General features: G+C 39.7%; 14 protein-coding genes. 8 read left to right on the forward strand and 6 right to left on the reverse strand.

Annotated elements, in window-relative coordinates:
* Positions 1-4: 4 nt before the first annotated feature.
* The 5 genes from EHR06_RS05030 to EHR06_RS05050 are packed head-to-tail and all read left to right on the forward strand — an operon-like array spanning position 5 to position 3,805.
* Positions 5-613 (forward strand): hypothetical protein, encoded by a 609-nt coding sequence (locus tag EHR06_RS05030; RefSeq protein WP_135755978.1) that lies wholly within the window; start codon positions 5-7, stop codon positions 611-613.
* Positions 600-1,040, forward strand: a complete 441-nt coding sequence (locus EHR06_RS05035) for a nitrous oxide reductase accessory protein NosL (protein WP_135755979.1) — start codon at positions 600-602, stop codon at positions 1,038-1,040. The genes EHR06_RS05030 and EHR06_RS05035 overlap by 14 nt, the downstream gene beginning before the upstream one ends.
* The gene (locus tag EHR06_RS05040; RefSeq protein ID WP_135755980.1) at positions 1,024-2,316 is read left to right on the forward strand and encodes a nitrous oxide reductase family maturation protein NosD; all 1,293 of its coding nucleotides are present in this window, start codon (positions 1,024-1,026) and stop codon (positions 2,314-2,316) included. The genes EHR06_RS05035 and EHR06_RS05040 overlap by 17 nt, the downstream gene beginning before the upstream one ends.
* Entirely contained in the window at positions 2,313-3,023 is a 711-nt protein-coding gene (locus EHR06_RS05045) for an ABC transporter ATP-binding protein (RefSeq protein ID WP_135755981.1), read from the forward strand. The genes EHR06_RS05040 and EHR06_RS05045 overlap by 4 nt, the downstream gene beginning before the upstream one ends.
* Positions 3,020-3,805: an ABC transporter permease gene (locus tag EHR06_RS05050; protein WP_135755982.1), complete on the forward strand. Its 786-nt coding sequence runs from the start codon at positions 3,020-3,022 to the stop codon at positions 3,803-3,805. Before EHR06_RS05045 ends, EHR06_RS05050 begins: the two co-directional genes overlap by 4 nt.
* 52 nt (positions 3,806-3,857) lie before the next feature.
* Here the strand turns inward: EHR06_RS05050 and EHR06_RS05055 are convergent, their stop codons facing one another.
* The 5 genes from EHR06_RS05055 to EHR06_RS05075 all read right to left on the reverse strand — a co-directional run bounded on the left by EHR06_RS05055 (position 3,858) and on the right by EHR06_RS05075 (position 8,652).
* The gene (locus EHR06_RS05055; protein ID WP_135755983.1) at positions 3,858-5,012 is read right to left on the reverse strand and encodes a transporter; all 1,155 of its coding nucleotides are present in this window, start codon (positions 5,010-5,012) and stop codon (positions 3,858-3,860) included.
* A gap of 62 nt (positions 5,013-5,074) precedes the next feature.
* The gene (locus EHR06_RS05060) at positions 5,075-5,857 is read right to left on the reverse strand and encodes a hypothetical protein (protein WP_135755984.1); all 783 of its coding nucleotides are present in this window, start codon (positions 5,855-5,857) and stop codon (positions 5,075-5,077) included.
* A gap of 80 nt (positions 5,858-5,937) precedes the next feature.
* On the reverse strand, positions 5,938-6,390 hold the full coding sequence (locus EHR06_RS05065) for an LIC_11090 family protein (RefSeq protein WP_135755985.1): 453 nt from the start codon (positions 6,388-6,390) through the stop codon (positions 5,938-5,940).
* A gap of 104 nt (positions 6,391-6,494) precedes the next feature.
* Positions 6,495-7,481, reverse strand: a complete 987-nt coding sequence (locus tag EHR06_RS05070) for a sterol desaturase family protein (RefSeq protein ID WP_135755986.1) — start codon at positions 7,479-7,481, stop codon at positions 6,495-6,497.
* Positions 7,474-8,652, reverse strand: a complete 1,179-nt coding sequence (locus EHR06_RS05075) for an NnrS family protein (RefSeq protein WP_135755987.1) — start codon at positions 8,650-8,652, stop codon at positions 7,474-7,476. Before EHR06_RS05075 ends, EHR06_RS05070 begins: the two co-directional genes overlap by 8 nt.
* A 209-nt stretch (positions 8,653-8,861) precedes the next feature.
* On the opposite strand from EHR06_RS05075, the gene EHR06_RS05080 reads away from it, so the two are divergent.
* From EHR06_RS05080 to EHR06_RS05090, 3 genes are all read left to right on the forward strand, one after another.
* Positions 8,862-9,608, forward strand: coding sequence for a helix-turn-helix transcriptional regulator (locus EHR06_RS05080; protein WP_135756102.1), 747 nt, complete (start codon positions 8,862-8,864; stop codon positions 9,606-9,608).
* Positions 9,609-9,694: 86 nt separating this feature from the next.
* Positions 9,695-10,585, forward strand: a complete 891-nt coding sequence (locus tag EHR06_RS05085) for a M24 family metallopeptidase (RefSeq protein WP_135755988.1) — start codon at positions 9,695-9,697, stop codon at positions 10,583-10,585.
* The gene (locus EHR06_RS05090; RefSeq protein ID WP_135755989.1) at positions 10,582-11,829 is read left to right on the forward strand and encodes an SMP-30/gluconolactonase/LRE family protein; all 1,248 of its coding nucleotides are present in this window, start codon (positions 10,582-10,584) and stop codon (positions 11,827-11,829) included. The genes EHR06_RS05085 and EHR06_RS05090 overlap by 4 nt, the downstream gene beginning before the upstream one ends.
* Here EHR06_RS05090 and EHR06_RS05095 read toward each other — a convergent pair.
* Positions 11,826-13,883: a PP2C family protein-serine/threonine phosphatase gene (locus EHR06_RS05095; protein WP_135755990.1), complete on the reverse strand. Its 2,058-nt coding sequence runs from the start codon at positions 13,881-13,883 to the stop codon at positions 11,826-11,828. The two genes, EHR06_RS05090 and EHR06_RS05095, sit on opposite strands and share 4 nt — an antisense overlap.
* Between the last annotated feature and the right edge of the window lie 12 nt (positions 13,884-13,895).

The following is a 13,895-nucleotide window of genomic DNA, read 5'->3' on the forward strand; positions in this document are numbered from 1 at the left end:
TCTTATGCAGGAACTTCTCTTAAAGAAGATCTCCAAAATGAACCGGCTCCTAATTTTAGGAGTCGGTCTTTTGTTGATATCAGTTTATTTTTTGCCTATCTGGCATATATCGTTAGCCGCCCCCCAGTATCCGGAAGGTTTGGGAATGAAGATCTGGATCGATAAGATTACCGGTTCTTCTACTTATGATCTTCAGAATATCAATTTACTGAATCATTATATAGGAATGCATGAGATCGTTTCGGAATCCGTTCCGGAATTATTGTTTATGCCGTATGTTTTGGGATTTTTGATCTTCGGGGCATTCGTAACATTTCTTCTTCCGAGAGTGTATCTGATCGTTTTAGGAATTCTGAATATTGTAATATTGGGGATCTTAGGAATGTATGATTTTTGGAGATGGGAATATAATTACGGCCATAATCTTAATCCTGATGCTCCTATCGTGGTTCCGGGGATGGCCTACCAACCTCCGCTTTTGGGATGTAAGGAGATGTTGAATATCACCGCTTGCAGTTTCCCTTCTTGGGGAGGGATCATTCTGTTCGCGACCCTCGGGATCCTTGTTTTTATACTATGGAATGAGAAGAGGAGGATGGATGTTTCGAAATAGATCCGGTTTTCGGACTATCATTCTACTCTTGTTAGGTTCGATTTCGGTTTTCTGTTCTAAAAGAGAACCGATCCTTCCTGAATTCGGAAGGGAACTTTGCGCTCATTGTTCTATGGCAATCGTGGATAAACGTTTCCATGTTCAGTTATTAACGGAGAAGGGGAGACGATACTATTTCGATTCCATAGAATGTTCTCATTCTTTTGAAAAATCCGCAAGGTATTCTTCCGGATCAGTATGGTTTGCGGATTTCGAAAATCCGGGTCAAATGATCCCTGAAGATATGGCAGTGCTCATAAAATCTTCGGAGCTACGTTCTCCTATGGGAGAAGGTCTTGCGGCATTCTCCTCTATGGGCCGAGCAAAAGATTTTTTGAATACTCATAAAGGCTCTATCTGGAGTCGAAACAATGAAAAAGATCATTGATCTGCATCCTGAAGATTATAGGACCGGCTTTAGACATTCGCGATTGATTGCGATGTTCTCCTTCTTCTTTTGTCTAACTACTTCAGATATTTTTTCCAAAGAAATAGAAGTATGTACGGATCAGTGCGGCTTCTCCACTATTCAAGCTGCGATCGATTCCGCGAATTCCGGGGATACGATCCGGATCGGAAAAGGTATCTATCGAGAAGGTATGATATCGATTTCGAAACCTTTAGTTTTGGAAGGTTCGACCGGTGCTACCCTGGATGGAAAAAAAGAAAAACATGTGTTGGATATTCGATCCAATCATGTCGTAATTCGAGGATTGAACATCATAGGAAGTGGAGTTTCGGATACCTCGGAGTATGCCGGAGTTCATGCAGAAAAAATAAAATACTGCGTAATAGAGAATAATACTTTTGAGGACAATGCGTACGCGATCTATCTGGCAGAAACGGAAGATTGTGCCGTGCGAAGGAATATTTCGACTGGGAATGCGGTAAATGAAGTTTCCGGAGGGAACGGGATCCATCTTTGGTCTTCTAAGGGAACCAGGATAGAAGGGAACGAATTAAAAAAACACAGGGACGGCATCTATCTGGAGTTTTCGAGTAATCTTAAGATAGAGGATAATATTTCACACGATAATATCCGTTATGGAATGCACTTTATGTTCTCTTCGGATAATGATTTTAGGGGGAACAGATTCGAAAATAACTCGGCGGGAGTCGCCGTGATGTATAGTAAAAATATTCTGATCGAAAATAACAGCTTCGAAAATAACTGGGGGGATAGTTCTTACGGACTTTTGTTGAAGGAAATCTCCGAGAGTATTCTTACAAAGAACTCATTCATACATAATACCGTGGCGGTCTTTGCGGACGGATGTAATCGAAATTATTTTACTCATAATGAGCTGAAAGATAACGGATGGGGAGTGAAAATTTTAGGTAATAGTGAATCCAATCAATTCGTACAAAACGAATTCAAAGAGAATGTATTCGATATCAGCACTAATACGAAACACAGCACGAATTCGTTTAGAGAAAATTTTTGGGATAGTTACGACGGTTACGATCTGGATCTGGATAGATTCGGGGACATTCCTCATAAGCCGGTTCATTTTTTCGGATATTGGGTGGTAGTTTATCCTTTTCTAATGGTTCTTTATAATTCCCCGGTTGTGAACTTTTTACAAGCGATTGAAAAGGCTTTTCCGATAGTTACCCCGATCGATTTGGAAGATCCAAAACCTAAGATGAGGAGTCATGTATGATGAGGGTAAAAGATTTAACCGTTCAATATGGAAGATCACTTGCCGTTAAAGGGATTTCTTTCGATGCGGAAGAGGGGCATATTCTATCTTTGATCGGCCCAAATGGTTCCGGAAAAAGTTCAGTCCTCAAAAGTATCGTAGGTTTAGTAAAACCTGCCCGGGGGCATATAGAATTTGTGGGAAAGGAAGAAGAGCGGGTTAACTCTAAGATCGGATATATGCCCCAATCCCCTTTATTCCCAAAAAATGTAAAGGTATCCGAACTTGTGGATTTTCTAAAAAAACTGGAATCTTCCGATCCGGAGGAATTCCGGGAATTATTCGATCTACTAGGTTTAAAGGATTATGAAAATATAAAGTTCGGGGCTTTGTCCGGGGGTACAAAACAAAAAGTAAATATTCTACAATGTTTTTCGATACGTAAGCCTGTGTATATAGTGGATGAGCCTACTGCAAGCTTAGATCCTTATATTTCTAATCTTTTAAAGGAAATATTGCTTCGAAAAAAGAAAGAAGGGGCTTTGCTTATTTTTTCCACTCATATCTTAAGTGAAGTGGAGGAGATCGCGGATCGTTTTTTGCTTATGTCGGAAGGTTCTCTATTAATCGATGATTCACCTGGAAATTTCGTAAAAAATAGGGATAGAGGGAATCTTCAGAATACGTTAATGGAATTTTGGAATACCAAGTATTCGGAAAGAATATGAAAGAGCTAATCTTATTCGAACTCAGAGAAAATATCAGAAGCAAATGGATGTTCGTGTTCGCAGGCTTTCTTGCAATTTCTGCAGGAGCGCTTAATTATTTTGGGGACGAAAGCGGGGGAAGATTAGTGGTGAGTCAAATGAATTTGGTATTATTCGTCGTTCCTTTATTTTGCATTACATTTGCCGGATTAACATTTAATGATTCTCTTCCTTTTGCAGAAGTACTTCTCTCTAAATCACTGACCAGATCTCAGTATTTTTTCGGAAAATACTGCGGGGTAAGCCTATCTCTTTTTTTAAGTTTTCTGATCGGGCTCGGAATTTCTGGAGTTCCACTTTTCTTCAGCGAACCTAAACTCGCGATCTTATTCTCCGAGTTGATCTTTTTCGGAACCGTGCTGATCTTAGTATTCGTTTCTTTGGGATTTTTATTAGCTTCCTTCTTTAAAAAAGGGGAATTGATCGTTTCAGGAGCCTTACTCGTTTGGTTATATTTCTTTTTACTTTTTGATTCATTCGTGTTTATGCTGAGTATTTATTTGGGAGATTATCCTGTAGAGATCCCTGCATTACTCGTAATTCTATTTAATCCGGTCGATCTGGTGAGGATTTTGATCATTCTGCAGACTAAGGCTTCCGTACTGCTCGGATTCTCCGGAGCATTTTTGATCAGAAGTTTAGGAACATCGATGGTAGTTCTATTATCTATCTTGTTCCTAACGTTTTGGGTTCTGATACCTTTACACATTTCATATAAAAGATTTTTAGTTCGAAATTTTTAAAAAAGAAGAAGGCCCGCAATACAAAACCGATCCGGGCCTTCTACACTTTATATTAAAGATCGTAACGAACGAATACATTGAACATTGTCTGCATTGCAAGTTGAGGTCCGTTCAAATGTTGGTGGAAAGGTTTGCCAAGTTCGAAACCGAATCTAATTTTTTCATCTAAAAGGAAATTCATCCCGACTAATGCGTCCGTGCGATTTCCTCCTTGTCGATTCGGATCGTTTTGAGGATCCATCTTAGGGTCCAAAGAACCGTCTTGCCCTTTGATATTATCCCAATAAACCGCTTGTACTCTGATAGATACGCTTGTCCAAGAAAATATAGAATAAGCGATCCATGAACTCAGTTCATATATATTCCCGAAACGATATTGGTTCTGATTTTTCGAGCTGCGCAGATTTGCGTTCCCTCCTAGTCCCCAAGAGAATCGATTCGATTTTCCGGAATAAGCTATCCCGGGTAAATAATTGATCGTTCCGGTTCCCGGCTGCATATTATAGGGAACTTTTTGATTTCCCATCATAGGCATCCAATCTCGTTCATCAATGGAACCGGTGGGAAGAGAGATCCCAAAATTCAGAAAGAATTCGTGATCATTCCGTTTGAGTATACGGTGTGCCGCGGAAAAAGAAATATCTCCCACTCCTCCCGACTTCATAGCAGAAGAATCGAAATTACTAGTTTCCATCATCATTTGGTTTTTTATTACCGGGACCATGAACATGATCATCGTATCGTCCGAAATACCGTACATCGCACTCGTCATATAAGATTCCATTAACATGGATTTAGGAACCGACATATAACGATATCCGTTAACGGATGTTTGAGGAATGCTCGGTCCTCCCGTCAGCAGGCTCCCGCTCGGCATAGAAACGCTCGGATCGAATTGAGGGAACCAAAGAGTTTCATAAGTCCCCATGGATCTGCTTCCGTTCAGCAGTCCCGACATCTGCATTCCCATATAGCGAAAATCCAAAACCCAAGAACCTTTGTTATGAACATGAGGGAACATTAGACCTGCAGGTGCGATCTGATCTGCCCTCGATCCGTGGTGATGGCCTTGTTCTTTAGATCCATTACGGTGATGAGCGTGAGGATCCGTTTCTTCTACAGGCTTAGGTACATCGATCTCGCCCGAGAAAATATTATGAAAAGAAAATATAATTAAAAAAGAAAAAATGAAAACGTGATACTTCATGATCACCTCCAAGTATCCGGACCAAAAAAAGAGGGCCGCTTATGCGGCCCCAGTGGAAACAATCAGTCGACTTGGGACAAAATCGAACCGATCGTGAAAGACGTTAGTTTTGCTCCATTCAAAATGAAGCCGATCCTATCTCCGGAATAGGCAGGCACGCTCATCATCTGCATGACCGGGAACATCATCATGGAATTTCTTTCCGCCTGAGTGACCTCGGAACAGGCTTTGGGCCAGGCGTTGATCCATTGCTCCGAACTTGCGTATTGGAAGTCGATACAGTAGGTGTAATTCGTATCAGGGGATAAGGCAGCGGTTCCTTTACTCACGACCGCAAAGTTCCCCGACATATCGGAGTAGAATTGTTCCTTGGTTGAATCCGTTAGCCGGAATGCAGGACCTGAGATGGGAGTTCCGGATCCGTAGACATATATTGTCAGACTTCCGCCGGTTTTAAGCGAGAAGGAGACTTCCACATTTGTTCCTCCATTTGAACCGGGAAGAACAACATTACCCAGGCTGGAGAATGAAGAATCCGAGGAATTTCCACTCAATCCTTTTTCCAGATTGGGGGTATTTCCGCTGAATCCGAGTCCTTCTATATCGCTTGGAGAACAATTTTGGATATCATATCTTGTGCGCTTGGGATGCACATATGAGAGAGTGTTCGAGATCGGAGTTAAACTTTGGGTAGAACATCCTTCCTTTGCAGCTACTCCTAGGACGAGAGTCTGCAGTAGTTGTTGTTCTGAAGAAGTTCCGTTCGACAAAGAACCCAACTGGGAACAGTCGAAATGGAAGAAAGAGAGAATGATCGCGGTTATTGAAATATGACGTGATAGCATATTTACTTTCCTTTATATTATGAATATACACTTATGATCTCTTCTAGAACGGTATATGTTATTCTAGAAGACGGATACGATTAGGCTAAGGAAAGATGTTTGGGCGGGCGTTTGAATTTTCGGTTATGGGCTTTGGACAATTCTGCGGAGTATAGATCCTTCATTTCGAAGGAGGGTCCGAGAACTGGAATAATATAAATCCTAGGTATGATTACATAATAGGAAAAAACCCTGATTTGAGAGTATATCCGATCCGAATTCTCTTTTTTGCATCTACATTCATGAACGGTTGATTTCGGATCGGAATGGCAGTTTATACGATCCTGTTTTTCGGGATCGGAAGATTTAGTAAGATCAATCTTAGTACGGAAAAAATCGTCCTCTTTGCTTGTATGTGTTTCTTTATCGGAATTATGATTACAGTGACAGATCAAATTTCCTAAAAATAATTTTTCAAATATGCTGCCTTCCGCAGGAACAAGCAGGCGTGGAAAAAAGATCAAAATTAAGGAATAGGCTGTAATCGTTTTCATCTCGAGAGACTCTAACGTATCGAATTTAACTCCTTATGATCTGAAAATGCATTGATTGTGGTCAATCTGAGAGGATAAAAACCTTTATAGGATTTTGATTTATCTCAAGAGTTGGATTGGTGTTTGGAAAGGAGGACGAATGTCTTTGCCTTGCTCAATATTTTTTGAAAAGGTAAAAAGTAGATCCTAAAAAGATTTTCGAAGTTGCTATCTTCTTCTTCCTTTAAACCGAAAACCGTATTTTCTGCTTCTCCTTTCTCCGGAATATAAAGACTTCCGAAAAGGATATCCCAAAACGCGAAAGATACTCCTATGTTCTTGTTTTGAAGGTTAATATCAGTACTATGATGGATTTGATGTTGAGCAGGACTTAAAAATATTCTGCTCAACCATTTGGGAAATCTAAGACCTATATGAGAATGCCTTAAATTCGCATATAGGTTAAATACGAAAATTCCCGCATTCACTCCTAAAAAAGACAACATATTGATCCCATTCGGAAATAAAAAAACGGCAAACCCGGTTATGATCCCCGAACAAATAGCTCCGAACGAATTTACTAAGATAGCTTCCACAGGATGTACTCTATACACTGTGAGAGGATTTAATACTTTTGCGGAATGATGTAATTTATGGAATTCCCAGAGAAATGTTTTATGAAGAAGCCAATGGGCGAAAAATCTTCCGAAATCGTTCGCAAGCCAAAATAAAATGGAATAAATTATAATAAAAAAGGTCCCGGGAGAGGAAAGATGATTTGTCTCTCCGAATATTTTAAACAGAGATCCACTGATGTATGTGGATACAACTGCTCCGGATATAACGAAATAACTGAAGAAGAGTGCGAATAAGAACGTATTTATTAAATAATACTTATAATCTAATAAGGCGGATCTATGCAACCAGATCTTCTTAGAAAGATTTTCACGAAGATAGTCCTTGGATCTAAATCCTTTTTCCTTCCGACTTCTCCATACGATCAATAGTAGAGTGAACAGGATCGAACTTAAAATATAGAACCAATATATCTTTACGGAAGGAAGAAATATGATCCGTATCGGACTTAAAAGAGAACGAAAAATCTCAGGCACTGGTGAATGCTCTCGGGCTTATTAAAATTTTAGAATATTGAACCGCAAATATCAAAAACGAGATTATCCAGAATATTGCGGAAAACAGATAAGCTTCCCTGTACTTATTCAATAAGGGAAGAAATACCCTGGCTACAACCGCTAAGTTAATCAAAATATATCCAAGGATTATCGATTTGGAAGCTCTAATCGGCCTGCCCGTATGACCAAGTGAAACCCTAGTGATCATACCGTATATAAAAACTCCTATTCCTCCTACGGTGAAGATATGAAAGGCGGAAGAAGTGGGAAAAAATCCTAAATGAGAAAGTCCATATGCTAAAAATCCGGAGCATAACCAGAAATAACCCGAATGTAAGATCCAGAGGATCGGCACCTTTTTGGATTTCCAAGGTTCCCAGAAAAGCCAGCGAGAATAGTTTAACATTCCGAAAGCGAGACAAAATAATCCTGCAAATGGAATGATCTCAGAAAACCAGAAAGCACAAGCTTCTATTATTAAAAATATAAATCCTCCGTATCTAATCAAACTTTCTAATTTTAGAAATCTTTTCGGACTTGAACCTGGGATAGCTGCCGAAGTGAAGAAGGGCATAATCCTTCCTCCGATAAGTATGACAAATTGAAGTATTACAAAAAGAGAAAGATGAATAAAATGTAAACTCCATCCCTCCGGTAAAATATTCAAAAATGAGAACGCAGTCAATATATGAAGTAAGAATAATAGAAAGTAAGTAACCGCAACAACGCGGTTATGTTCCTGGCCTTTTGCGAATAAGGGTGGTGCCAGATAAAAAAGTACAAGTAGATCACAATACAGGTCTGCAGTAAGTGCAAGATAGGAAAGATATTGGTTGGATAAAAATCCGAATCGACCCAAAAACCAGAGTCCGAATAGAAGCGCTAGATAACCTTCTTTCGCGAGTACTTTTTTTGTCCAATTCTGACCTGCAGTAAAAAGGAATCCTATGATCGCTCCTCTTCCAAAACCGAAGACCATCTCATAAGAATGGATCTGAATTCCTCCGGTGAGAAAAGGAGAAGGAATGATCGAGAATAGGATTAAGATCCAGACAAGTACTGCAAATATAGCGTGGAATGAACTGGCTAAAAAGAACGGGCGAAAAGCAACCGACCAGATCGCAGAACGAAAATCAAGAAGTGATTTCATCCTTTCTATTATAAGAAAGGAGCCTTCTTTTGTCTTTGATCTGTGTCAAAGTAGAATGTAATACATTTTCCGGAAACGGTAAGTACGGTATTTTTTTGTTGATAAAGTCGTTTCTTATTTCAAGATCATTTTCTCGGAATAGAGTGGAATTGGAATCGAATAGTCTCTCTCCTTATAAAGGGATCCTCTATTTATGGAATAGTAGAGTGATCTTTGCGACGAGTGTTATGCAGACGGATTTTCATGAGCATTACGCCGCTACTTTGGCGATCTCTCTCGAAGAAAATATCTGCATAGAAACGGAAGCAGGAAAAGAAGAATATCGTGTGGCACTGGTCGCTCCCAACACTTATCATAGGACCATTTCCCCCGGAGTGAAAATGGTTTCCTTACTGATCGATCCTGAAACCTACGAATACGGAGCCATTTCAGAATATGCGGGAAGGGGTATTGTCAAACGTTTGGAAATTTCCTCCTTCCTTCCTTTGATGGGAAGGTTATGGGATCTATATTATGGAAATTTAACGGACTCCGAAGCTTGGGATCTGCATATAGACTTATTGCAGTGTGTACATCCTTTTAAAAAACTCGAAAAGAATATAGACGAACGGATCGTCCAAATCGCTCATAAGATCAGAACTGAAATACCCGACAGCATTCGGATGAAAGAGATCGGTAAGGACTTTTCGATCTCGGAAGATAGATTGATCCGTTTGTTCAAGGAGAATCTAGGCATTCCACTCAGAAGATATCTTTTATGGGTCAGGATCCTGAATACCGCAAAACTTTTAAAAGATGGAAAGAGCCTGACAGAAGCTGCACATTCCGCAGGATTCTCCGATTCGGCTCATTTTTCTAGGACCTTTAAGGAAAACTTCGGATTTGTACCTTCTCTATTTTTCGGACATTTAAAATCGATAGATGTTCGATTTTGTGATTCAGGCGATCTGATCTAATTAAAAATTTTTCCGATACCGGAATCATTCAAGCGGAACTTACCTCTCTCTGTTACTCTTCTCTTATCCGAGTTTAGAGAAACGATATGCCAATAGAAAATCAGAGAGGATTTTTATCCAAACTCTCCTCCAAAATTTCCAGATACAATTCCACATCGATACATACGCCTAACCAAGAGGAAAAGGCCGGATTTCTGAAAGCACAAAGATTAGCATATCAATGTGTTACGGAGATAGAAAAAGAAATGCAGGAAGGTTGGACTGAATTCCAAACAGCAAAACGTATGAATACATTCCTGAGAGATCATGGAGTAAAAGTATTTTTGCATCGTCCATTCGCTTGGTTTGGAGAACATGCAAGATTTGACGGCTATAAAAGATTCACTCAATTCCATCCGAATAAAAAAAGAAGATTACAGGCAAACGAATCATTCATCTTAGATGTTTCCCCAGTGGTGGATGGATATATTGGCGACATCGGATACTCATCTTCATTAACTAGGAATTCGGAATTAGATAATGGGATGAGATATTTATTAAAGCTAAGATCCGAACTTCCTAAATTATTTTCCTCTTCCATGAGTTCTTCGGAGATCTGGCATAAGATAGATCAGGACTCCAAAAGACATGGATTTGATAATGTTCACTCTTTGTATCCGTTTGCGGTGCTCGGACATAGAGTTTATAAGGTAAATTTACCTAATATATCCTTTCCTCTATTGCCTATCAGTTTTGCGAGTTGGTTCAGTCTGCAAGGATCTTTCGAGTTCCTAAGTCATAAGGTGCTTCCCGAACTTTTGACACCGGATCATGAAGGAGAAAAAACCGGTCTTTGGGCGATAGAACCTCATTTAGGAAGAGGCAAGACGGGTTTCAAATTCGAAGAGATCCTGGTGGTAGAAAAAGATAAAGCCTACTGGCTGGACGACGAAGTTCCTCACGTAAAAAAATACGGAAAATTATTGGAAGCGGTATGAAATTAAATTATAAAATATTAATATTATCTACTCTTGCTCTTGCTCTTGCAGGTGCATGTAATCCTTCCGGGATCAAAATAGGGGAACCTTATAAATTGGGAGAAGTCCCTTCTTCTATTTCAGAAGTACAGGACAAAGAGGATCCATTCTTAAACGGACTCAAAGTAGAAATGAAAGATCTACCGGGTCATGACGATCTACTTTTCGATCGTGCGAAAGGATTCGGATACGCCTCCGGAATGGATGGCTGGGTCTGGAGATTGGATTTAAAAGCAGGCAAGGCGGAACAATGGATAAAACCTCCGGTAAATCCGGCAGGGATGCAATATTCGGATAAGGCTAAGTCAAAAATTTTAGTATGTGCTTCCAGACTTGGAGGAGAAATCTACGAAGAAAAAAATAGGGTAGGACTTTATGAAATAGATATTGATACTAAAAAAATAGATCCGATCATTTTAGATCTTCCTAAATTAGAAAAAGAGGAATTTGAAAAAGTATATTCTTATTCGGAGATGCCTGCCTTCTCTCTTGAAAATTTGGATCCTTCCAATTCAAGATCTTTTTCCTTATGCAATGACTTGGCTGTGTCGGATGATGGAAATAGGATATATATTACGGAACCTTTTGAAAGGTCGGATGCGGCTATGGGAAGCGGTGCCGTTCCGGAAGCTATCGGTCTTTATCCTCACGGAAAACTTTGGATGTTGGACAGAACTAAAAATACAATCTCACTTGTGTTAACCGGATTTACTTTTGTGGACGGGATCTTGGTCGAAAATTCTGAGAACGGAAAAGAAGAGTCCGTGGTATTTACGGAAACAAGTAAGTTTAGGATCATAAGAGCGTTTCTTTCCGGAAAAAACCGGGGAAGCTCCGAGGTATTATTCGAAAATCTGCCTGGCCTTGCAGATGGTCTAGAAAGAGATACGGAAGGAAGGATTTGGGCAGGGATTATCAAAAAAAGATCGGGGCTGATCAACTTTGTACATAAAAATCCTTGGCTGAAAAAATTGATCCTATCCTTGCCTCAGAAGATATTACCGATCTCTCATAATACTGGAATACTTGTGATCGATCCGAGCGGGAAAAAGCCTCTCTATTATTCCATGCATGACGGTTCTAAAGTTAATGATATTTCAGTTTCTGTTCCATTTGAAGATAGAGTATATTTTCCTTCTTTCGATAAAACTTCGAGAGGTCTGTATTCTTTGCCTATATCTTCTATAAAAATTAAGGAATTTTAATGCACTTCCACTGCAAGTAAAGTGACGTCGTCCTGGAAACCTCTCGGGCCTACGAAAATTTGCAGTTCAGAGATCAGATCCTCTGCTACTTCTTGGATGCCTGTATTTCTGCTTAAAATGGACAAAACTCTGTTTTCTCCGAATTCCTTTTTTTCCTGGTCGAATTCTTCGAAAATACCGTCCGAAAAGAAAAAGATCCGATTTCCTGGAAGGAGAGGCACGGTCACATTTTTATATGTAGCTTCTTTTTTTAGACCGATGATCGGTCCTCTGGAATACAGATAATCCGCGCCTTCTTGTTTTTGTTTTAAAACCTGAGGAGGATGTCCCGCAGAAGAATAATACAGAACATTATTGTTCAGGTCTATATCGGCGAGTACTGCGGAGAATATAATATTGATGCTCCTATATTTTTGGCAGCAAGCCGCATTTAATAATTCTAATATTCTAGAAGGTTGGTCTTTGACAAATTTAATACTTTCGAATTCCGCTTTGATGGTCATCGTAAGAAGTGCGGCCTGGACCCCGTGTCCGGTAGCGTCCACTAAGAACAAACGGAAATAACCGGGTTCCAATTCGAAAATATCGTAATAGTCTCCTCCTATCTCCGACATAGGTAGATAATAAGGATGAATGGATACATTCTTTCCGTTTAAGTTTAGAGTAGGCAAGGTCTTCTGTTGTAACTTTTTAGCGAGAGAAAGGTCTCCTTTTAAAAGTTTCAAAGATTCGTTTAGATTTTCCGTTCTTTCAACTACGATCTGTTCCAGATTTACGTTCAGTCTTTTGAGCTCCTCTCCCAGGTCTTCTGCGAGTACGAATCCTTTGGAAAATCTGGAAGCAAGCAGCACACATTGGGAAAGAACAAGCGCTAAAACTCCATACGGGACCATATAGAAAGAATCTATAAACTTATTCAGATATAGTACATCATTTGCAACAGTGATCAGGTTTACGACCAGGCTGAAAAAACAAATTCTGGCGCCTTCTACCTTTTTTAAGGACATAAAAGCAAGTCTGAAAAATAGATAGGTCAAAACTCCCAGCATCATTATCTCTAAAGAATTGATGAAGAAGGACATCGTATAAATTTTTGTGGGAAGGAATGTCGCCGAGAAAACTAAAAGTAAACTTAAGTAAAATATAATATTAAATACTTTGTCCTTTCTGAATTGTTCCTTGAATATGGATTGGACATATAAAATTGTACCCGGCAAAAGTAAGAATAGGAATAAAATTTCTCCCCTGACGGAGAACTCATAGTTTTTGAAGATCGGGAACACATTATAAAATATCCTTTCCCCGTAAAAGGAAACTCTAAGTGCGATACACAAGCAGAGCACGGCAAAGAATAGAGCGGAAGGGTCCCTTCTTCTCATTAAATAAAACGTAAAATGATATAACGACATCACGAACAAGGTCCCGAATGTGATCGAATCCAGCATGGTCGCTCTTAAGGATAGTTGTTGGATATCGGATGTGCTGCCTAGCTGGATCGGATTCCAGATCCCGGAACCGTTGGAATATTTATAATTCGAAACATGGATCAATATATCCAACTCAGGTTTGTCGGAGATAAAACTAAAAACGCCGGGTTTATAACCGGGGGAATATTCGGATTCTTCTTTGCCTATATTCCCTCCTTTGGAGATCTCTTTTCCATTTACGAACAAAGTATAAGAGGAACTGATGGAAGAGATCTTAAGACTGAGTTGTGTGCTTGCTTCGGGTAATAATACTTTTGCCCTATAACTCGCGAAACCATAGCTCGGATATTTATGAACGACGTTACGTCCTTTATCCCATTTTGAAGGGACCTTTATGTAAGAGATAGAAGATGATCCGTCTTTAGATTTGGTATCCGGAAGAAGCTCATTCCAATAAAATTCCCATTCTCCGTCCAGGCTGATATTCCCGTCCGTTTGGAAATTCCATTGCCTAAGATCCAAGATCCCTTGTATAACTTTAGGGCTTTCTTTTCCAGGCTGGCAGCCTAAAAAAATGAAGAACAGTATAGATCCTAAGAGCCTCTGCGGTATTTTATTCTTGCTCAAAATCGGGATCTT

The sequence above is a fragment of the Leptospira dzoumogneensis genome (genome assembly GCF_004770895.1).
GTDB lineage: Bacteria > Spirochaetota > Leptospiria > Leptospirales > Leptospiraceae > Leptospira_B > Leptospira_B dzoumogneensis.

Excerpts from the sequence above, each read along its gene's own strand:
- EHR06_RS05030 (WP_135755978.1), top strand. The coding sequence starts at position 5 with ATGCAGGAACTTCTCTTAAAGAAGATCTCCAAAATGAACCGGCTCCTA.
- EHR06_RS05035 (WP_135755979.1), top strand. The coding sequence starts at position 600 with ATGTTTCGAAATAGATCCGGTTTTCGGACTATCATTCTACTCTTGTTA.
- EHR06_RS05040 (WP_135755980.1), top strand. The coding sequence starts at position 1,024 with ATGAAAAAGATCATTGATCTGCATCCTGAAGATTATAGGACCGGCTTT.
- EHR06_RS05045 (WP_135755981.1), top strand. The coding sequence starts at position 2,313 with ATGATGAGGGTAAAAGATTTAACCGTTCAATATGGAAGATCACTTGCC.
- EHR06_RS05050 (WP_135755982.1), top strand. The coding sequence starts at position 3,020 with ATGAAAGAGCTAATCTTATTCGAACTCAGAGAAAATATCAGAAGCAAA.
- EHR06_RS05055 (WP_135755983.1), bottom strand. The coding sequence starts at position 5,012 with ATGAAGTATCACGTTTTCATTTTTTCTTTTTTAATTATATTTTCTTTT.
- EHR06_RS05060 (WP_135755984.1), bottom strand. The coding sequence starts at position 5,857 with ATGCTATCACGTCATATTTCAATAACCGCGATCATTCTCTCTTTCTTC.
- EHR06_RS05065 (WP_135755985.1), bottom strand. The coding sequence starts at position 6,390 with ATGAAAACGATTACAGCCTATTCCTTAATTTTGATCTTTTTTCCACGC.
- EHR06_RS05075 (WP_135755987.1), bottom strand. The coding sequence starts at position 8,652 with ATGAAATCACTTCTTGATTTTCGTTCTGCGATCTGGTCGGTTGCTTTT.
- EHR06_RS05085 (WP_135755988.1), top strand. The coding sequence starts at position 9,695 with ATGCCAATAGAAAATCAGAGAGGATTTTTATCCAAACTCTCCTCCAAA.
- EHR06_RS05090 (WP_135755989.1), top strand. The coding sequence starts at position 10,582 with ATGAAATTAAATTATAAAATATTAATATTATCTACTCTTGCTCTTGCT.